Raw genomic sequence first — 17722 nt, forward strand, 5'->3', positions numbered from 1 at the left:
CGCACTCCGGGGGCCCTATATCTCTGAGCGTTTGATCAGACAGTACAACACCAGCCCCGAGAGGATGACGTTGACGTACACTTCCATCCCGGCCATCGCTCTCGCGGCCGCACCCTCCGGGCCGATGTAACCGTAGCCGATAGTGAGAAACGTGATGTAGCTAAAGTGGACATTCCGATAGAGGATCGACAGTCCCTCGGGAGAGAACAGACCGGGGGCACCAGAAATCGGCGGGATCGTCGTCGAGAACGCTGATCCACCGAAGGCGTACAGCATCGCTGGGAACAACGGGAAGAGCGCGAAGACCGCGACGATCCGCCCCAATCGCATTCCGTGACCGCAGGTGACGCCGAGGAACGCGTTCTCCACCGCGCGACTGGCGTTTTTCGCCCGCGTCACGAGATCGGTCGTCCCGTCTCTGGCGATGCCGACGTACTTCTTCCGGGCGAACTGCTGGCGTCTGACCCGGAACTCGCCAGCAGCCTTCATCTGGCCAGCACTGGAGGCTGCCGTCTTGGCTTTGAGATAGGTACGCTCGACGTTCTCGGGGGTCATCGGCAGCGCGAACGTCACGTCGGCGAAGTTCTCGTCGAACTCGTGGAGCGACCAGTCGTTTCGATCCAGGTAGTCCGTGTGAGCCGAGAAGTCGAAGTGGTAGCCGTCGAACTCGTTGAACTCCGTGTTGCAGAAACGGAAGTAGTCGAGGAGCTGTCGGTGGTCGCTCTCGGTGGTTGCACGCAACGACACGGAGCCCAGACTCGCGTTCGTCAGATCGTAACGAACCCAGCCTCCCTCTGGCTGACGGATCTCTCCGTCCTTGATGATCGCGCGGGTGAAGTCGACGTAGCTTTCGTTCGTGATCGGAACGACGTGGAAGACGGCGCGATCGAACTTTGCACCACGGAAGGTGGTCTCGGCAGCGAAGCGGGTGTCGACGAACGATCCGGAGCTGAAGACGGCGTCCTCGAAACCCGCCCGCGCGCCGAAGGTCGCTGCGTCGAACGAGGCGTCCTCTTCGAGGTGGTTGTCGGCACCGCGAAACTCCGCTCCGCGAAATATGGCGACGCCGTCGAACGACACCTGCTCGAAGCTCACGTCGCCGTAAAACCGGGCCTCGTCGAAGTCGACCTCGTCGGCGAACGTCGCAGCTTCGAAGGAAGCGTCGCCGTCGAAGCGGATACCCTCGAACGTCGCACGGCCGTTCACCGTGATACCGTCGAACAGCCCGTCTCGAAAGTGCGCGTCACAGGCGTTCAGTTCGTCGTCGAACACCGCTTGCGAGAACGTCGCGTCTTCTTCGAGTGAACGGGCACCGCCCTCGAACTCCGCTCCGCGAAACACCGCAGTGCCCTGGAAAGTGACCGACTCGAAGTCGACATCGCCACCGAAATCGACCTCGTCGAAGTCCGCTTCGCTCTGGAAGGTCGCACGGGTAAACGCCACGTCGCCGGTAAACGTCGTCTCTTCGAATCTGACACGACCGGCGACGGATACGTCTGCAAAGTCTGCGTACGTAAACGCTGCCTGACGGAAGTCGACCTCCCCCTCGAAGGTCGCATCCTCGAAACTGGCATTGTCTCCGAGTTCGTTCGACGCACCACTGAACGAGGCGGTTTCGAACGAGACCGACTCTTCGAAGCTGGCCCGTTCGAAGTCCGCATCGTTGCCGAAGTGTGCTTCCTGTAGTGTAACGGGGCCAGTAAACGTCGATCCCGTCACGTCGAACTGGTCGTCGAACCGCGCTTCGAAGGCGTCTACGTCACCGCTCACGGTCGACTCGGACAGTGATAGATCGAACTCGAAGCGGGCTCCAGAGAGTTCGAGACCGCCGATGTCACTGTTCTCGAAGCTGATCGGCACGGTCACGTCGGCGTCGACAGCGCTAACCGCCCCTTCGAACGTACAGTTCCTGAAGACGACCGGATGGTTGTTGTCGCTCTCGATCGTTCTGAAGTCGAGGTTTAGTGCCGGTAGCGTACAGTCAGAGATTACTTTCTCGGCCTGACTCCCGTGCTCGATCACCGAGAACAGAGCGTCGACGACTTCGTCGTCGCCGATATCGAGTGCCTCGCGCTCGTCGGGCGACCGTTCGAGGAGCGCTCTGGATTCCGATACCGCAGTCTCTGGCATGATCCATCGTGATCAACTGACGAACAAAAATCTACCCAATCTCCAGCCACCGATCAGATCGGGTCTGGAAGTGCCCTCACCAGAACGACTGCGTCCGTGCGTACTCGCGTTCCTGCTGGAGGATGTCCCGGTAGAACTCGTTTTCGTCCTCGCGGAGTTTGTTGATGATGCGAGCGGCGTTGTGGGGGCCGACACCGCGTGCGGCCAGCGCGATCACCGCCTGCTTGCCGTGGCTCTGGACCAGCGACGCCGACCGGTAGGCCCGTTCGGTCATCTTCTCCTGTTCCTCGTCTTTGTCCGCGGCTCTCACCGCCGAGATCACCTCCTCGGCCCACGGATTGAGTGCGGCGATGCGCGTCGACCCACAGTCGGGACAGTCGGGCTGGTCCCGGACGCGACCGACCTGCTGCTTGCGCCGCCAGTCCCGGCAGTGGAGACAGAACAGGAGCACCCGGTCGTTCTGGATGCGCTCCCTGACGGTCTGGATGACGCTGGCGTCGGCGTGTTCCGGCGAGAGCAGTTCCCGACCCGAGGAACGGCCGCCGAGGCCGATCGGCGTGCGGTCGCCGACGGTCTCGACGGCGATCGAGCCGGACTGAATCGCCGACAGGACGGTCTGGGTCGCTTCCACGGCCAGGTCCTCGTGGAACACCTCGCGGACGGCCTCGTCGTAGATCGGCGTGTCTTCGAGGGCGGCCAGCAGTCGGTCACGCCCGAACCGGCCCGATCCGGAGCCCTGCCAGCGCTTGAGCGTGCCGAACTTCGCCGCGACCTGTGCGAGCTTGAACTTCAGGGCGTCGGCGTTTTTCAGGCTCAGCTCGATGATGTGGCGGACGTGCTCGGGATCGGTCGTCTCCAGCACGTCGATCACGTCGCCGCCGCTGACGCCGCTGGGCAGTTCGAGTTCGATCCGGTAGGGATCGACCTCCATCGCGACGGTCGCGCCGGCTCGCTGGCCCACCAGCGACGAGAGCAGTCGGCCGAGCGTCTCGTTGACCTGGTGGCCCAGACAGGCGTTGACGACGACCTCACGGCCGTGCATCTCGACGACGATCGTCTCGTCGTCGGGGATGGGAGCCTCGTGGTCTCGGAGCTGTTCGAGCCCGCTCTCGACGGTGGCCGGATCGCCCTCGTAGCGCCGTGTGAGGTCACGCGCCACGGCGTCGGCCCCAGCGCCGTCCTGAAGCTGTCTGCCGGCGACGCGTCGGAGTTCGCCGACCTCGCGGGCGACCGCCTGTGGGACCGGAATCTCCTGGCCGACCCACGACGGCACCTCGCCGGCCGGGTCCTCGATCGGCGAGACCGTGACGACTTCCTCGTCCTCGTCGACGTTCGTGATCCGCCACATCTCCCCGCGCTGGATGAACACCTCGCCGGGGTTCGCGAAGTTGACGACGAACTGCTCGTCGAGCGTGCCGATCTGGTCGCCCGAGGCCACGTCTTCGACGTCGTAGGTCGCCTCGTCGGGGATCATCGAGAGGTTCTGATAGAAGTACTGCCAGGTCCCCCGTCGCTTCTCCAGTCGGTCGTCGTCCTCGTCGATCCAGATGACGCGGTTCTCACCGAGTTCGCGGACCACCTCCCGGAACTCGTCGACGGTCAGATCCCGGAAGGGATAGGCCCGCGTGACGATCTCGTAGGCTTCCATGGCGCGGATCTCGCCGACGTCCATGACGATGCCGGGTACCTGATTGGCCACGGTGTCGAGGCTGCCGTCGTGGATCTCGGCGGGTTCGACCTCGCCGTCGAGAGCCTGTCGCGTGATCGCCAGCGCCTCCAGCGTGTCGTCGGGGTGGGTGGTGACGACGGTCCCCGAAGACAGCAGGTCCCGGCGGTGGCCTGCGCGGCCGACGCGCTGGAGGAGGCGAGCGACCTGTCGGGGACTGCCGTACTGGACGACGTGGTCGACGTGGCCGACGTCGATCCCGAGCTCCATGGACGAGGTACAGAGCAGGGCGTCGAGATCGCCCTCTTTGAAGCGGTCTTCCACGTCGATCCGCGTCTCCTTGGCCAGTGAGCCGTGATGGACCCCGAGGTTCGTGCCGAGTTCTTTGAACCGCGAGCCCAGCGCCTCTGCTGTCTGGCGCGTGTTGACGAACACCAGGACGGAGTCGTGGGCCGCGATCAGTTCGTCGATCCGGCGGACGTGGCTGGCGACCTCGGGGTCGGTGACGAGTTCGCTGGCCAGCCGCTCGTCGGCGTCGGTGACTGTCGGCCGGACCACGGACACGTCCAGACGGCTCCCGACGTCGACCTCGACGATCCGACAGCCACGGTCGCCGGTGAGAAAGCGTCCGACGGCCTCGGGATCGCCGACGGTCGCCGAGAGCCCGATCCGCTGGACGGGGCCCGACACCTCGCGCAGCCGTTCCAGCCCGACGGTCAGCTGTGCGCCGCGCTTGGCGGCCGCGAGTTCGTGGACTTCGTCGACGACGACGTGCTCGACGGCTTCCAGTGCGGTCCGGAGCTTCGAGCCGGTCAACATCGCCTGGAGCGTCTCCGGCGTCGTCACGAGCACGTCGGGTGGATCGTCGGCCTGCTGCTGTCGCTGGTAGTCGGTCGTGTCGCCGTGGCGCACGTCGATCTCGAGGTCGAGCGTGTCGCCCCACCAGTCGAGTCGCTCGCGCATGTCGCGGTTCAGCGCCCGGAGGGGCGTGATGTACAGCGCCCCGATGCCGAAGCGGTCCTCGTCGGCCAGCGCGTCGAAGACGGGGAGCATAGCCGTCTCCGTCTTCCCGGTCCCCGTCGGCGCGACGACGAGCGCGTCGTGGCCCGCCGCCAGCGGCGGAATCGCCTTTCGCTGGGGCTCCGTCGGCGTCGTAAAGCCCCGCTCGGACAGCGCCGAACGGACCGACCCGCCGAGTGCAGTGAACGCGTCAGCGCCCGTCTCACTCATCGCCACTGCTAACGGCTGGACGAGGTTAAAGATGCGGACAGCGCCGGTCCACAACGGCCCGACTCGGGTGCGGACCGTTCAGTCGTCCGACGCGGCCGACACTTCGCCGGTGGTGCTTTCGGCGTCGGTGTCGAACTGGTTGACGAGTTCCTTCAGGTCACTCGCCTGGCTCGACAGCGACTGGATGCTGCTCGTGACTTCCGAGATCGACGCGGCCTGTTCCTCGGCCGACGCCGCGACGTTCTCCGACTCGGAAGAGGTCTCCTCGCTGATCGAGCCGACCTCCTCGGCCATCGAGACGACCTCCTCCATGGAGGCCGCCTGTTCGTCGGTCGCGTCACTGATCGCCTGGATCCCGGAGTTGGCGTCTTCGACCTGCGTGACGATCTCCGAGAGGGCCTCCGTGGCGTTTTCGACGGTCTCCTTGCCGTTGTCGACGCGGTCGCCCATCTCGCGGATGTCGTCGACGGTGTCGTCCGTCCGAGACTGGATGTTCTCGATCAGCGACGCGATGTCGTTGGTCGCGTCCTGGGTCTCCTCTGCCAGTGCCTTGATCTCGCGGGCCACGACCGCGAACCCTTCGCCGGCTTCGCCGGCTCGGTTGGCCTCGATGGAGGCGTTCAGCGCCAGCATGTTCGTCTGGTCGGCGATGTCGTCGATCAGCGTAACGACCTCGCCGATCCGCTCCATCTCCGAGGCGAGGGACTCGACCTGCTCGACGGCCTCGGTCGCCGTCTCGTCGATCGCTTCGATCTCGTCTGCGGCCAGCTGCCCGTATTCGCGTCCCTCAGCGCCGGTTTCGGCGGCGCGCTGGGACTTCGAGGCGACCTCGTCGGTCGAGGACGTGATCTCCTCGACGGTCGCCGAGAGATCCGTCATCTCCCCGCTGACCTGCTGGATGTGGTCGTTCTGACGGTCTGCGCCCTCCGCGATCTGCTGGACGGACCGACTGACCTGTTCGCTCGCGGACTTGACCTCCTGTGCGCTCGCGGAGATCGACTCCGTCGAGGAGTCGACGGTGCCAGCGAACTCCTCGATGCGGACGACGGTCCGTTCGAGCTCCGAGACCATCTCGTTGAAGCTCTCCGCGATGTCGACCATCGCGTCGTAGTCACTGTCGGTGTCCATCCGCTGGGTGAGGTCGCCGGCCGCGGCACTGTCCATCACGTCGCTGAACTGTTCGGCCTTCGCTTCGAGGGCGGTCGCCATCGACTCGGCCTCCGCCTGTGCGGACTCTGCCTCGTCTTTGGCCTCCTCGATGTTGGCGATCAGCTCCTGGATGTCGACGCTCATCTTCTCCAGCGCCGCGCCGAACTCGCCGGGGATCTCCTCGTCGAGCGCGGGGTCGTCGAACCGCTTCTCCGAGATCGCGCCGGCCTGGTCGGCGGCGGTCGTCAGGTACGACTGCATCGCGGCGAAGGCGTCGTACAGCTGTCCCATCTCGTCGATGCGGTCGGTCTCGGGGATCGAGCTGTTGATGTCGCCCGCAGCGATGTCCTCCGCGCTCTCGGCCACGTGGGCGAGCGAACGGGCGGTCCCTCGGCCGATCGTCGCACCCACGACGAACAGCGCGCCGACCGCAAGCGCAAGCAGGAGTCCGATGTTCTCGGAGACGGCCGACTGGAGCGCGAACGCGCGGTTCGCGGGCACGTGATAGAGGAGGACCCACTCCGTGCCGGTGATCGGCGTGTACGCCATGACGTACTGACCCTCGTCCATGCCGGTTCGGGCCGAGACCTGCCTGTACCCGGTTTCACCGCCGAGTGCCGACTCGACGGCCGTCTCCGTCGAGCCGTCGGTCGTCTCGTACTGTTCGAGGAGCGATCCCTTTCGGTTGTCCAGGACGATCCGCCCGTCCTGGCTGACGACCTTCACGTCGCCGGTGGCGAACGGCGAGGTGAACTCGTGGGATCGCGCTTCGAGCGACGCGGTCAGCACCACGTACTGGTCGTTTCCGGGCACGGGCTGGACGAACGCGATGACCGGCTCGCTACCGCTCTCGTACGGCTCGGAGGTCGAGGTCGGCCCCGTGGCGACGATCGCGCCGCTGCCGTCGGTCCACGGCGCTTCGACGGCGGCCAGTGACGTGCCCTGGAGGCCGTCGTCGGTGCTCGCGACGACGGACCCCTCCGCGGCGTCGACGTAGTGGAGCGAGCGCACGTCACCGGGGAGCCCGATGAGCTTCTGTTCGAGCCATCGCTGATTGTCGACTGCGCTCTCGCCCGATCGATCCGACAGCGAGTCGGCGAGGAACGACGCCGTCGACTGCTTGGTCGAGGACCACTCGGATATCGACGCGGCCTGTGACTCGGCGACGCCGCGGATCTGGTCTTCGGTCTGGCTCTCGACGAGCGACTCGGTCTCCAGAATGACGAGCCCCCCACCGGCCGCGAGGACGAGGACGACGCCGAGCAACAGGACGCCGAACTTCGCGGCGTATCGTCGTCTGATCACGTCGGGAAGAGACCGCTCGATCGAGCTGACGAGCCGCTTGCTCCCCCAGCTCATCGCTGGCCCTCCGATTCGAAGAAACTCCGCTGGAGCAGTTCGAGGGACTCGACGACGCCGCCATCGACCTGCTGGATGAGGTACGAACTCAGCGGTTCGAGATTCTCGGTCAGGTCGACGCCGCCCGACGCGCCCTGATAGTTCAGCTCGCGTCCCGCGTCCGTCAGCGAGCGCACTTTGTCGAAGTCGCCGACCGAGACGGTGTGTCCCGTCCCGCCAGAGACCGACTGGATCGTGTCCGCGATCGCCGGGCCGGTCGTCTCGCCCGCCTGCTGTGCGGCGGCGGCCATCAGGAACATCGCGTCGTAGCCGTTGGCGGCGAACGCCGCGAGTGAGTCGATGTCCGAGAGTCGGCGCACCAGATCGAAGTACGCGTCCGTCCGGGACGAGGACAGCGACGCGCTGTAGAACCCCTCGTAGTACGACGGAACGTCGCCGCCGAACATGCCCGCGGAGAACACCCACGGAACGTCTTCGTCTCGCTGGCTGTACGCGTCGAGAATCCCCGCTTCCTGTCCAGAAACGCTCGTAAAGGCGACCGCGTCCGGGTCTTTCTCGAAGACGGTATCCAGCGTCCCGGCGAACGAATCGGCACCAGAGTCGTAGCGCACGTCGGCGACGATCTCGGCGTCGAGCAGCGACCGCTGTGCCTCCGCGAGTCCGGCACCGAACGAGTTGTCGATGCTCAACAGCGCGACGGAGTCGGCACCGACATACAGCGAGTCGTCGACGACTTTCGCCATCGCCGCCGCCTGGAGCCCGTCGCTGGGAACGGTCCGCCCGAAGTACTTCCGATCGTCGGCCCGCCCGGCCGTCGTCAGTTGCGGTGCCGTACTGGCCGGACTGACCTCCATGATCTCGTCGTCGGCGACTTCCTGTGAGAGTGCGATCGACACGTCACTGACGAGTCCGCCGACGAGTCCGACGCCGCCGCTCTCGGCGAACTCGCGGTATCCTTCGACTGCGGTCTCGACGGTCGCCTCGCTGTCGATCGCCGTCAGTTCGACCTGTTGTCCGTTGATGCCACCTGCCGCGTTGATGTCTCGAACCGCCTGCTCGGTCGCCCGCTTGCCGTGTGTCCCCACCTGTTCCAGGGGTCCACTGAGAGGATACACGGCCCCGAACGAGACAGTCTGGTCACTGCCGCTGAGAGTACCCAAGCAGCCCGAAGAGAGGCCAACCGCCGCGGTACCGACGGCCGTTTTGAGCACGTTACGTCTAGTACGCATGGTCCAAAAGAAGCTAGTTTTGCTATAAATGGGTTCCGCAGATATTATCAAATGTGAAATACTGGTGGACAGATGGGTGAATGTATGCGAAATTCTCCCAGAAATTTATACGACGGCTGCCTATCTCAAGGCCGTCGGGTACACAGTAATCGCTCCCGCGCGGGACGCCAACCATATGTTCGCGCTCGCCCGAACGACTGTATGAACGCTCGCGTCCTCTATCTCGTCTCGTTGACGGCGTTCGGCGTCGTCTCGGTCGTCGACACCGCACTCGCCGCGTCCACCGGTCTCACGACGATCGACTGGATCACCGGTGGCGTCGGCGCGCTGGTCCTGCTCACCGCTCTGGCGGGGTTCTCGAATCCCGAGGAATCCGGTGCGCCGACCGAGAGCGGGCCGCTGCTGTGGGTCGTCGTGGTCGGTGCGTCGCTGTTCGTCCTCACGACGATCGCGACGTGGTTCTAGACCGGGTGGACCACTTCCCGACAGCCCGGACACTCGGCGTAGGACTCTCGTCCGGCGTCGGTCTCGTACTCGATGATGACCAGCCCGAGCGGGATTTCGGTCTGACAGTCCGGACAGCGCCCCAGCGTGTGGTCCGACGATACCGCGCCCATGGTGGACAGCCCGGCGCTACCCTCGTTGTTATACGCCTACTACCGGCCGGTACGATCCGACTACGGCCTTCAAATCGAGCGGTACCGACCGAGACGCGTTCCGTCGAGGAGGTAGGCCTGTCCGTCGGCCAGTCCCGCCGGGAGGAACGGAGAGAGAAACTCCTGGCCGGCGACGTTGACCCACGTGCCCCCGGAGCGGTCGTTGAACGCCGGGCACACGACGAGATCGGCGTCGATACCCAGTGCGCCGTCGAACTGGCTCTCGAACGGCGCGGGGTCGACGCGCCCGCGGAGCCACGCGCGCTCGACCCGCCGGCCGCCGACCTCGTCTTCGAGACGGACGACCGGGTGTTCGTGGCCGACACAGACCACGTCGGCCCCGAGCACTGCTCGGCTCGGCCAGGTGTGGCCGTGTGCGAACCCGACCGAACCGATCCTGACGCCGTCGCTGAGTGTGACCGTCACGGGCGTCGCCGCGTCCGCACAGAGTTCGTCGATCCCGCCGTCGTGGTTCCCGCGAACGACGGTCACCGGGACCTCGACCGCGTCGAGGAGCGCCGTCACCTCCTCGCGTTCGGCCCCTGCCGGATCGCCGATCGAGTGCACGAGATCGCCGAGGACGACCAGTCGGTCGGGCGCGGTTTCGGCGAGCAGATCGAGGAGCCGGTCACGTCGCACGTCGGCGTCGCTCGCCAGTTCGACGCCCTCGCGGCGCAGTCCCCGCTCGATACCGGCGTGGTAGTCCGCGACGACGAGACAGCGCTCCTCGCCGGTGGCTGCGACCGCAGCGGGGCGGTCTGGAACCGGTTCGACGCCCATCAGATCGGTTTCAACAGACCGTCGTCGGGCTCGTAGCAGCGCCCGCCCATCAGTGCGTCCTGGATGGCGTCCTCGACGGCGTCGGGATCGCCGCCGGTCCGATCGACGACGGCGTCGACGACCGCCGTCCGGGCTGCGCCGTCCCCGTCGTCCAGATCGTCCATCACGTCCATCACCGCGTCTTCGAGATCCACGTCGGTCGCGTCGTCCTCGTCGGTCGAGTCGGCGCTTCGGGCGGCTTCGCCCTCACTCGGCTCGGCGTCGGACGACGGCTCCGCGTCGGCTGCCGTGGTGCTCTCGGCGTCGACGGCCTCGGGATCGGGCGTGTCGATGTCGGCCGCTCCGGGCTCGTCGACCTCGGTCCCGCTCTGGAACTCCGTGCCGTACTCGGACTCGATCTCCTCGCGTTCGCTCTCGTCGAGTTCGAACTCGGGGTCGAACTCCCCGAGGTCGTCGTCCGTCGACTCTGTCTCCGACGTAGCGGACGGATCGGTGGCCGCCGTCTCGCGGTCTGACGCTGACTCGTCGGTGGGCTCGTCGCTCGTCGCGTCGATCTCGTCCGGCGACGGTTCTGTCGTCTCGCCCGGGGACACCGTTTCGTCCGGCGACGCTTCTACCGTCTCGCCTGGGGACGCTTCCACTGTCTCGTCCGTCGAGTCGGCTCCGGACGGTTCTTCGTCGGCCACGTCGCCGACGCTCTCGGTCGTCTCGCCCGCGGACTCGTCGTCGATCGAGGGGGCGTCCGAACCGCTCGGCTGCTGGCCCGTCGTCGCTTCCGCGGTTCCCGCACGCTGGTCGTCGGCCCCCTCGTCCGGTCGGTCTGTTTCGACCGGTTCTTCGGCGACCGTCTCAGCCCCTTCGTCGTCGGCCGAGTGTTCGATCGGTCGCTCGACGAGGCCGGCGAGTCGATCGTCGCTGCCCTGTCCCGGTCGGACGGTCAGTGGCTCGACCTCGTCTCGCTGGCCGGCGACGACGCGGGCGGCGTCGGTCGCGAGGTCCCGCACTGCCGCGAGGTAGTCGCCGGTCGTTCCGTACCGTTCCAGTGCGATGGGGATGCCAGCGGCCACCCCCTCGTCGACGCCGTGGTCGACGAGCGCCGCCCGCAGGTCGTCGTCGGTCAGGTCGGCGTGTTTGCCCTCTGCGGCGCGTGCCACGCGGTCGATCGTCTGCTCGGCCGTCTGGACGACCCAGCGGTCCCGCGTCGCCGCGTCGACCTCGCTGATCGACTCGGGCCGAACCGAGGTGTACACCTGATCGCTGTCGTCGGGCTGGTAGGTCCGAGCCTTGCCCGTGACCGCCACGAACGTCGGCGGGTCGGCACTCTCCAGGAAGGCAAGCGCCTCGGGCTGGTACTGGCCGGCGTAGACGACGAACGGACCCGAGGGGTCGACGACGCGGGCCCGGAGGTAGTCTTCGCTGACCGTCTCGACCTCGGTCAGCACGCCCACCAGGAACACTCTGTTCACGCGTGCGCCGGTCGGCGTGACGACGTAGTTGGGCGCACGCTCCTCGTCGCTCTCGGAGTACGAGAAGTCCGCGTCGTCGAACTCGGCGGCAAAGAGGCGATAGGCGACCTCGCGCCGGCCTGCGCCGCCCTGGTCCTCGTCGGTGCTCATGGCTCGACCTCCGCGAGCAGCGTCCGAGCACGTTCTGCCGGGTCGTCGTCACTCTCCTCGAAGCTGGTCGCGTCGAGGTTCGCACCGTACTCGTCGACCGACAGCGAGCCACGGACGACGTACTCCAGGCCGACGATGCGGTCGGCGATCCGCTCGGCGACGACCTCCTTGTCCATCGCGTCGCGCGCGTGCTCTGTCGCGTCCGCGAGGTCACCCCCGTACACCTCGGCGGTCAGTTCGTCGTCGAGCACGACCGTCACGGTGGCGCTGCCGTCGTCGAGGATCGCCTTCGTCCGCAGGTCGTCGACGGCGTCGACCGTGCCGTGGCTCCGGCACTGGCCGTTCTGGACGACGCGGCCACACTCCGGACACCGCTCGATCAGTCCGGAGCCGTCCCGGACTTCGATGATGTTGCCGGTCAGCTCGACGTCGAAGAGTCCGCCGGAGTCGACGGCCTCGCGAATCGGCATCTGCTGTGCGTTCTCGGTCGCCGAGACCGTTCGGTCCAGCGGCGTCACCGTCGAGAACTCCGAGACGTTGATCGACGGCGCGCCCCGGAACTCCCGGACGAACACGTCTTCGATGCGGATCGACGCGTCGGCTTCGATCTCGGCGTGTGGGTCCCAGTCGGTAAAGGGGAGCCGGGTGCTCTCGTCGCCGAAGACGCCGCTGAGGATGTTGGTCTCGCCGTTGCGGCCGTCGATCGTCTTCTCCTCGACCTCCAGGACCTGCACCTCGACGTTGATCCCGCGGTCGCCCGGCGCGAGCGTGGCGAGTTCGGCGTCGCCGCCGATCTCGTAGGGCACGTCCAGCGGGTCGTCGGATCGCTCGATGCTCGTGCTCTCGCCGAGGTTCAGCTCGGGTCGGCCGTCCCACTCGCGGACGCCCGCGTTGCCCGCGGTGATCGTGTCGCCGGCAGCCAGTCCGAAGTCCTCCCAGGCCGTGTACGAGATCGTCCCGGTCTCGTCGGCGAGTTCGCCCTCGAAGATCGCCTGTTCGTCGCCCTGGTACTGGATCGACCGCTGACCGACGGTCAGCACTCGGGCCGTGACGGTGACGTTCGAGTCGCTCGCCGAAATGTCGGCGATGTCTTTGCTCGATGGCGTCGCCCCGCCCTCGCTGCCGTCCCCGTACTTGCGTCTGAGGCTCTGCTTTGCCTCGTCCATCGGGACGGAGTAGTTCACGAGATTCGCCAGATCCTCTTTGACCTCCTCTTTGTCGACACCGAGGTCGGAGGCGAGTTCCTCGGCATGCTCGTCGAGTGTCATCGGGCCGTGGTTCGGCGGCAGCGATGAAAAGCGTTCGGTGGTGGGCCGACACCGCGACCGAGCGGAGACGAACGTGTACGTATTCTCCCGTTGACGTATGGCCAGCACGTTTTTATTCGAGATAACGGTACTTCACGCGTATGCCACAGTGCGGGGTCACACTGCCGGCCGTCCGTCTGTTACGAACCTCGGGACGGGGTCACGAGTCTCTCGAAACGGTGAGAGCCGACAGTATCACGGGCGACAGCTCGGTGCGTCGACGGCGATCGAGCGCGGGACTGGTCGGCCCGCGTTCGCTCGGTGACGGACGTGAACGACAGCGCCAGCGGGGTCGATGACATGGGCGGCGCATTCGGGAAGAAGCCCTCGGACGCCCACGTCGTCTGGACGAACAGGGACGGCGAGGGAGAGGGCAAGAAGAAGTTCGACTTCGAGTATCTGGAGCTGTGGGCCGCGCACTTCGGCGTCGACTACGAGACCCGAACGCGAGTCGACCACGAGCGGTCGGATCAGCCACGCGAGCAACACGTCGTGATCTTCGAGTGGGAAGCGCTCGAAGCGGAGACGATGGAGCTGGGGGACACGGAGTGGACGATGGGTCGCCAGCGAACGCCGCGCACCTTTATCGAAATCGATAGCCACGGCGAGGGTCGGATCAAGAGCTGGTCGTCCGAGATCGTCGTCGACGTGCGCGAACTCTGGCTCGACGGGCCGGCGGTCAGGCTCCGGACGAGCGCCCACGGCAAGAAGGCCATCGACGCCCGGAAGCTACTGGCCGACGGCAAGCGCGAGTCCGAAGCATAGCGTTTCGTAACCGGTTTTTGCGCCAGTTCCCTCCTGACGATCATGCACGTGGTCGTCAACGCCGCCATGAGCGCCGACGGGAAGCTGTCGACGCGCCGCCGCGAACAGATCGAGATCTCGGGAACGCGGGACTTCGACCGGGTCGACGAGCTGCGCGCCGAGAGCGACGCGGTCATGGTCGGGGTCGGGACGGTGCTGGCCGACGATCCGTCGCTCACACTCGACGACCCCGAGCGCCAGCGGGCCCGCGAGGAACGTGGCGAGCCCGCCAATCCCGCGCGAGTCGTCGCCGACTCGCAGATCAGGACCCCGCCGGACGCACGCGTCCTCGACGGGGCAGCACTCACATACCTGCTGGTCAGCCAGGCGGCACCGACGGACTTCGTCACGCAGATGGAAGAAGCGGGCGCGACCGTCATCGCAGCCGGCGAGGACCGCGTCGATCTGGTCACCGCACTCGCCAAGCTAGAGGGCGACGGCATCGACCAGCTGATGGTCGAGGGCGGGGGCGAGCTGATCTTCTCGCTGTTCGAGGCGGGACTGGTCGACGAGCTCTCGGTGTTCGTCGGCTCGACGGTGATCGGCGGACGGGACGCCCCGACGCTGGCAGACGGCGAGGGATTCGTCGACGAGTTTCCGGCGCTCTCGCTCGACGGCGTCGAGCGGGTAGACGACGGCGTCCTCCTCTCGTGGACGGTCACCGACGCGGCGTGAGCGTGTCGATGGACCGTTATCTTACAGCCGACAGTACGGGAGCCGTCGCCTCGGAAAGAGAGATCGCAATCAGTGGTCGTGGCCGGTCAGCTCGGAGAACGTCGCGCCGAAGCGCTCTTCGAACAGCTCCATCGCCGTCTCGTTGACGGACGCGATCTCGGCGTCGGGTTCGCCCTGCCCGTGGTGGACCGCACCGTGGATCCGCTGGGCCATGCCGAACATCGCGATGTCGCCGACGACTTCCGGGTCGGACTCCTCGCCTTCTCGGAGCATGTCCACGAGCGCGGTCGGGACGGTCAGTTCGTCGCGTTCTTCGCCTGCTTCGAGTGTCACGGTGACAGTGTCGTCTGTCATGACTGCTCGTTGGCCGCCGCTACGTAAAGGGACTGCGGGTCGGCGAGCACACCGCGAGAAGGCGGTATCCGGCTCCTCAATCGTCTGCCTGCGGGGCCGTCTCGGCTGCCTGGGACGCTTCGGGGAGCGATTCGAGGTACTCGTCGGCGTCGATAGCGGCCTTACAGCCCATTCCCGCGGCGGTGACGGCCTGCTGGTAGTGGTGGTCGACCACGTCGCCGGCACCGAACAGCCCCTCGACGGCGGTGGCGGTCTCGCCGTCGCCGACGCCAGACTCGGTCTGGAGGTACCCGGCTTCGTCCAGTTCGACGCCGGTGTCTTCGAGGTAGCCGGTGTTGGGCGTGTGGCCGATCGCGAGGAAGACCGCGCCCACGTCGAAGTCGAACTGCTCGGTGTCGGGGTCGTCGAGCGCCTCCGAGGGGTACCCCTCGTCGTTGCGGGCCAGCGTGACGTGATCGACGCCGTCTTCGGCCGAGCCGTGGATCTCCAGGAGTTCCGTGTTGCGCATGATCTCGATGTCGCCGTCCTCGACCTGTTCCTGGACGCGGTCGATCCAGTAGTCCTCCGCGCGGAACTCCTCGCGGCGGTGTGCGAGGTAGACGGTGTCCGCGAACTTCGTCAGGAAGGTGGCCTCCTCCATGGCGGCGTCGCCGCCGCCGACCACGAGCATGTCCTCGTCGCGGAAGAACGCCCCGTCACAGGTCGCACACGTCGAGACGCCGTAGCCCATCAGTTCGTCCTCGCCGGGGACGCCGAGCGTGCGCGCGCTCGCTCCGGAGGCAGCGATGACGGCGTCGGCGGTGTAGGCGTCGCCGTTGGCGAGTTCGACACGGAACGGGCGATCGCTCGCGTCGACGTTCTCGACGATTCCGTGGTCGAGTTCGGCACCGAACTGCTGGGCCTGCTCTTTCATGTCGTTGACCAGGTCGGGGCCGCTGATCCCCTCCGGGAAGCCCGGATAGTTCGCAACGTCCGTGGTGAGCGTGAGCTGTCCGCCGGGTTCGTCTCCCTCGAAGACGAGGGGATCGTTGTTCGAGCGGGCGGCGTAGATGGCGGCGGTGAGCCCCGCGATACCCGTCCCAGCGATGATGAGTCTCCGGTGTTCGACGACGTCTTCAGTCATTACTTTCCTTACTTCGTGGCGGGCTTTGTAGGTTGCGCTGTCGTGTCTGGCCCGCGCCCATCGGACGAAACCGCTTAGCCACTCGCCGGTCTGTACCGGGTATGGCTGCGGAGCTACGGGAGAAGACCGATCGATACGAGGGACTGCTCGCAGAGGCCGTCGCGGCGGCCGAGATCGCGCCACCGGAGGGGACGCCGATGCACGACGCGGCCGTCGAGTGTGCAGAGATGGCGGCGTCGTATCTCGAAGACGGCCGACACTTCCGGGCGGACGACGACCCGGTCAACGCGCTGGCGTCGTTCTCTTACGGCCACGCGTGGCTCGACGCCGGGGCGCGAATCGGACTGTTCGACGTGCCGACCGAGGGCCACCTCTTTACCGTCTAGGCGGTCACTACCGGGTTGCCACCGCGGGAAAGCGACCGCTCGAATCACCGTCTCGTGTCGACGCTCCACACACCCATGACAACTGACAGCACGGTGCAGTCTTGCGAATCGCCGCTTCCGCTACCAAAAGATTTATATACTTTTCTAACTAACTACTTGTTAAGAAGGTCGCAGCCTGTTTTTTAAGGTTTGTGCCCTCAGCAATCGAGGCATCCACTATGAGCGAGATACATACCCGAACCAACAGCGGCGAACAGCAGACCAGCGCAGAGATCGAGCGAGAGGAGGCGGACGTCGAGGAAGACGTTTGTCCCGAGTGTGGCGGTCACACACAGCTCGACTCCGAACACGGTGAGACCGTCTGTGAGGAGTGTGGACTGGTCGTCGAGGAAGACGAGATCGACCACGGTCCCGAGTGGCGCGCGTTCGACGCCAGCGAGAAAGACAGCAAGTCCCGCGTCGGCGCGCCGACGACAAAGATGATGCACGACAAGGGGCTGTCGACCAACATCGGCTGGCAGGACAAGGACGCATACGGCAACTCCCTGTCGAGCTCCCAGCGCCAGAAGATGCAGCGCCTGCGTACCTGGAACGAGCGGTTCCGCACCCGCGACTCCAAGGAGCGCAACCTCAAGCAGGCGCTTGGCGAGATCGACCGCATGGCCTCGGCGCTCGGACTCCCCAAGAACGTCCGTGAGACCGCAAGCGTCATCTATCGCCGCGCGCTCGACGAGGACCTGCTGCCCGGCCGCTCTATCGAGGGCGTCGCCACGTCGGCGCTGTACGCCGCCGCCCGTCAGGCGAACAACCCCCGGTCACTCGACGAGATGACCCACGTCTCCCGCGTCGAGCGGATGGAGCTCACCCGGACCTACCGCTACATCATCCGGGAGCTGGGCCTGGAAGTCGCCCCGGCCAAGCCCGAGAGCTACGTCCCGCGCTTTTGCAGCGAGCTGTCGCTGTCGGACGAGACCGAGCGACGCGCACGCGAACTGATCGAAGCGGCTCGTGACGGTGGCATCCTCAGCGGGAAGTCCCCGGTCGGAATCGCGGCCGCGGCCGTGTACGCAGCGGCCCTGCTGACCAACGAGAAGGTCACACAGAGCGAGGTCAGCGGCGTCGCGGACATCTCAGAGGTCACGATCCGCAACCGCTACAAGGAACTGCTCGACGTCGACGGCCTCCCGGCGTAACCCCTCGCTCGCCGAGTCGGCTGCGCTCGCTGCTGGTACACGAACCTTTTTCGGCGTCCATTGCG

The 17722-nt window shown here is 66.3% G+C and carries 15 protein-coding genes; 5 read left to right on the forward strand and 10 right to left on the reverse strand.

Annotated elements, in window-relative coordinates; translation table 11 throughout:
- Positions 1 to 15: 15 nt before the first annotated feature.
- From ACAH01_RS08390 to ACAH01_RS08405, 4 genes are all read right to left on the reverse strand, one after another.
- Positions 16 to 2130, reverse strand: coding sequence for a pentapeptide repeat-containing protein (locus ACAH01_RS08390; protein ID WP_372478879.1), 2115 nt, complete (start codon positions 2128 to 2130; stop codon positions 16 to 18).
- 76 nt (positions 2131 to 2206) lie between these two features.
- Positions 2207 to 5026 carry a DEAD/DEAH box helicase gene (locus ACAH01_RS08395; RefSeq protein ID WP_372478880.1) on the reverse strand — a complete coding sequence of 940 codons (2820 nt, stop codon included), beginning with the start codon at positions 5024 to 5026 and terminating at the stop codon, positions 2207 to 2209.
- A gap of 78 nt (positions 5027 to 5104) precedes the next feature.
- On the reverse strand, positions 5105 to 7534 hold the full coding sequence (locus ACAH01_RS08400) for a methyl-accepting chemotaxis protein (protein ID WP_372478881.1): 2430 nt from the start codon (positions 7532 to 7534) through the stop codon (positions 5105 to 5107).
- Positions 7531 to 8763, reverse strand: coding sequence for an ABC transporter substrate-binding protein (locus ACAH01_RS08405; RefSeq protein WP_372478882.1), 1233 nt, complete (start codon positions 8761 to 8763; stop codon positions 7531 to 7533). The genes ACAH01_RS08400 and ACAH01_RS08405 overlap by 4 nt, the downstream gene beginning before the upstream one ends.
- A 201-nt stretch (positions 8764 to 8964) precedes the next feature.
- Here ACAH01_RS08405 and ACAH01_RS08410 point away from each other — a divergent pair, with 201 nt between their 5' ends.
- On the forward strand, positions 8965 to 9228 hold the full coding sequence (locus tag ACAH01_RS08410) for a hypothetical protein (RefSeq protein WP_170094425.1): 264 nt from the start codon (positions 8965 to 8967) through the stop codon (positions 9226 to 9228).
- Here ACAH01_RS08410 and ACAH01_RS08415 read toward each other — a convergent pair.
- From ACAH01_RS08415 to ACAH01_RS08430, 4 genes are all read right to left on the reverse strand, one after another.
- The gene (locus tag ACAH01_RS08415) at positions 9225 to 9380 is read right to left on the reverse strand and encodes a hypothetical protein (RefSeq protein ID WP_208625752.1); all 156 of its coding nucleotides are present in this window, start codon (positions 9378 to 9380) and stop codon (positions 9225 to 9227) included. The two genes, ACAH01_RS08410 and ACAH01_RS08415, sit on opposite strands and share 4 nt — an antisense overlap.
- A 69-nt stretch (positions 9381 to 9449) precedes the next feature.
- Entirely contained in the window at positions 9450 to 10199 is a 750-nt protein-coding gene (locus ACAH01_RS08420; RefSeq protein ID WP_372478883.1) for a metallophosphoesterase, read from the reverse strand.
- On the reverse strand, positions 10199 to 11815 hold the full coding sequence (locus ACAH01_RS08425) for a hypothetical protein (RefSeq protein WP_372478884.1): 1617 nt from the start codon (positions 11813 to 11815) through the stop codon (positions 10199 to 10201). The genes ACAH01_RS08420 and ACAH01_RS08425 overlap by 1 nt, the downstream gene beginning before the upstream one ends.
- Positions 11812 to 13083 (reverse strand): Single-stranded DNA binding protein, encoded by a 1272-nt coding sequence (locus ACAH01_RS08430; protein WP_372478885.1) that lies wholly within the window; start codon positions 13081 to 13083, stop codon positions 11812 to 11814. Before ACAH01_RS08430 ends, ACAH01_RS08425 begins: the two co-directional genes overlap by 4 nt.
- A gap of 339 nt (positions 13084 to 13422) precedes the next feature.
- Here ACAH01_RS08430 and ACAH01_RS08435 point away from each other — a divergent pair, with 339 nt between their 5' ends.
- Together ACAH01_RS08435 and ACAH01_RS08440 are read left to right on the forward strand one after the other, a co-directional pair.
- Positions 13423 to 13887 carry a hypothetical protein gene (locus tag ACAH01_RS08435; RefSeq protein ID WP_208627348.1) on the forward strand — a complete coding sequence of 155 codons (465 nt, stop codon included), beginning with the start codon at positions 13423 to 13425 and terminating at the stop codon, positions 13885 to 13887.
- Positions 13888 to 13929: 42 nt separating this feature from the next.
- Positions 13930 to 14601: a 2,5-diamino-6-(ribosylamino)-4(3H)-pyrimidinone 5'-phosphate reductase gene (locus ACAH01_RS08440; protein ID WP_372478886.1), complete on the forward strand. Its 672-nt coding sequence runs from the start codon at positions 13930 to 13932 to the stop codon at positions 14599 to 14601.
- A gap of 69 nt (positions 14602 to 14670) precedes the next feature.
- Here ACAH01_RS08440 and ACAH01_RS08445 read toward each other — a convergent pair whose 3' ends face one another.
- Together ACAH01_RS08445 and ACAH01_RS08450 are read right to left on the reverse strand one after the other, a co-directional pair.
- On the reverse strand, positions 14671 to 14955 hold the full coding sequence (locus ACAH01_RS08445; protein WP_372478887.1) for a hypothetical protein: 285 nt from the start codon (positions 14953 to 14955) through the stop codon (positions 14671 to 14673).
- A gap of 76 nt (positions 14956 to 15031) precedes the next feature.
- Positions 15032 to 16078, reverse strand: coding sequence for an NAD(P)/FAD-dependent oxidoreductase (locus ACAH01_RS08450; protein WP_372478888.1), 1047 nt, complete (start codon positions 16076 to 16078; stop codon positions 15032 to 15034).
- A gap of 101 nt (positions 16079 to 16179) precedes the next feature.
- On the opposite strand from ACAH01_RS08450, the gene ACAH01_RS08455 reads away from it, so the two are divergent.
- Both ACAH01_RS08455 and ACAH01_RS08460 read left to right on the forward strand, forming a co-directional pair.
- Positions 16180 to 16464 (forward strand): DUF357 domain-containing protein, encoded by a 285-nt coding sequence (locus ACAH01_RS08455; RefSeq protein WP_208625746.1) that lies wholly within the window; start codon positions 16180 to 16182, stop codon positions 16462 to 16464.
- A gap of 218 nt (positions 16465 to 16682) precedes the next feature.
- On the forward strand, positions 16683 to 17657 hold the full coding sequence (locus ACAH01_RS08460) for a transcription initiation factor IIB family protein (protein ID WP_372478889.1): 975 nt from the start codon (positions 16683 to 16685) through the stop codon (positions 17655 to 17657).
- The last annotated feature ends 65 nt before the right edge of the window (positions 17658 to 17722 follow it).

The sequence above is a fragment of the Halomicrobium sp. HM KBTZ05 genome (assembly GCF_041530035.1).
Taxonomy (GTDB): domain Archaea; phylum Halobacteriota; class Halobacteria; order Halobacteriales; family Haloarculaceae; genus Halomicrobium.

What these genes read in the sequence shown, in the direction of transcription:
- ACAH01_RS08415 (WP_208625752.1), bottom strand. Translation starts at nt 9,380, where the DNA reads ATGGGCGCGGTATCGTCGGACCACACGCTGGGGCGCTGTCCGGACTGT.
- ACAH01_RS08420 (WP_372478883.1), bottom strand. Translation starts at nt 10,199, where the DNA reads ATGGGCGTCGAACCGGTTCCAGACCGCCCCGCTGCGGTCGCAGCCACC.
- ACAH01_RS08450 (WP_372478888.1), bottom strand. Translation starts at nt 16,078, where the DNA reads ATGACTGAAGACGTCGTCGAACACCGGAGACTCATCATCGCTGGGACG.
- ACAH01_RS08395 (WP_372478880.1), bottom strand. Translation starts at nt 5,026, where the DNA reads ATGAGTGAGACGGGCGCTGACGCGTTCACTGCACTCGGCGGGTCGGTC.
- ACAH01_RS08410 (WP_170094425.1), top strand. Translation starts at nt 8,965, where the DNA reads ATGAACGCTCGCGTCCTCTATCTCGTCTCGTTGACGGCGTTCGGCGTC.
- ACAH01_RS08430 (WP_372478885.1), bottom strand. Translation starts at nt 13,083, where the DNA reads ATGACACTCGACGAGCATGCCGAGGAACTCGCCTCCGACCTCGGTGTC.
- ACAH01_RS08435 (WP_208627348.1), top strand. Translation starts at nt 13,423, where the DNA reads ATGGGCGGCGCATTCGGGAAGAAGCCCTCGGACGCCCACGTCGTCTGG.
- ACAH01_RS08460 (WP_372478889.1), top strand. Translation starts at nt 16,683, where the DNA reads ATGAGCGAGATACATACCCGAACCAACAGCGGCGAACAGCAGACCAGC.
- ACAH01_RS08390 (WP_372478879.1), bottom strand. Translation starts at nt 2,130, where the DNA reads ATGCCAGAGACTGCGGTATCGGAATCCAGAGCGCTCCTCGAACGGTCG.
- ACAH01_RS08445 (WP_372478887.1), bottom strand. Translation starts at nt 14,955, where the DNA reads ATGACAGACGACACTGTCACCGTGACACTCGAAGCAGGCGAAGAACGC.
- ACAH01_RS08400 (WP_372478881.1), bottom strand. Translation starts at nt 7,534, where the DNA reads ATGAGCTGGGGGAGCAAGCGGCTCGTCAGCTCGATCGAGCGGTCTCTT.
- ACAH01_RS08455 (WP_208625746.1), top strand. Translation starts at nt 16,180, where the DNA reads ATGGCTGCGGAGCTACGGGAGAAGACCGATCGATACGAGGGACTGCTC.
- ACAH01_RS08425 (WP_372478884.1), bottom strand. Translation starts at nt 11,815, where the DNA reads ATGAGCACCGACGAGGACCAGGGCGGCGCAGGCCGGCGCGAGGTCGCC.
- ACAH01_RS08405 (WP_372478882.1), bottom strand. Translation starts at nt 8,763, where the DNA reads ATGCGTACTAGACGTAACGTGCTCAAAACGGCCGTCGGTACCGCGGCG.
- ACAH01_RS08440 (WP_372478886.1), top strand. Translation starts at nt 13,930, where the DNA reads ATGCACGTGGTCGTCAACGCCGCCATGAGCGCCGACGGGAAGCTGTCG.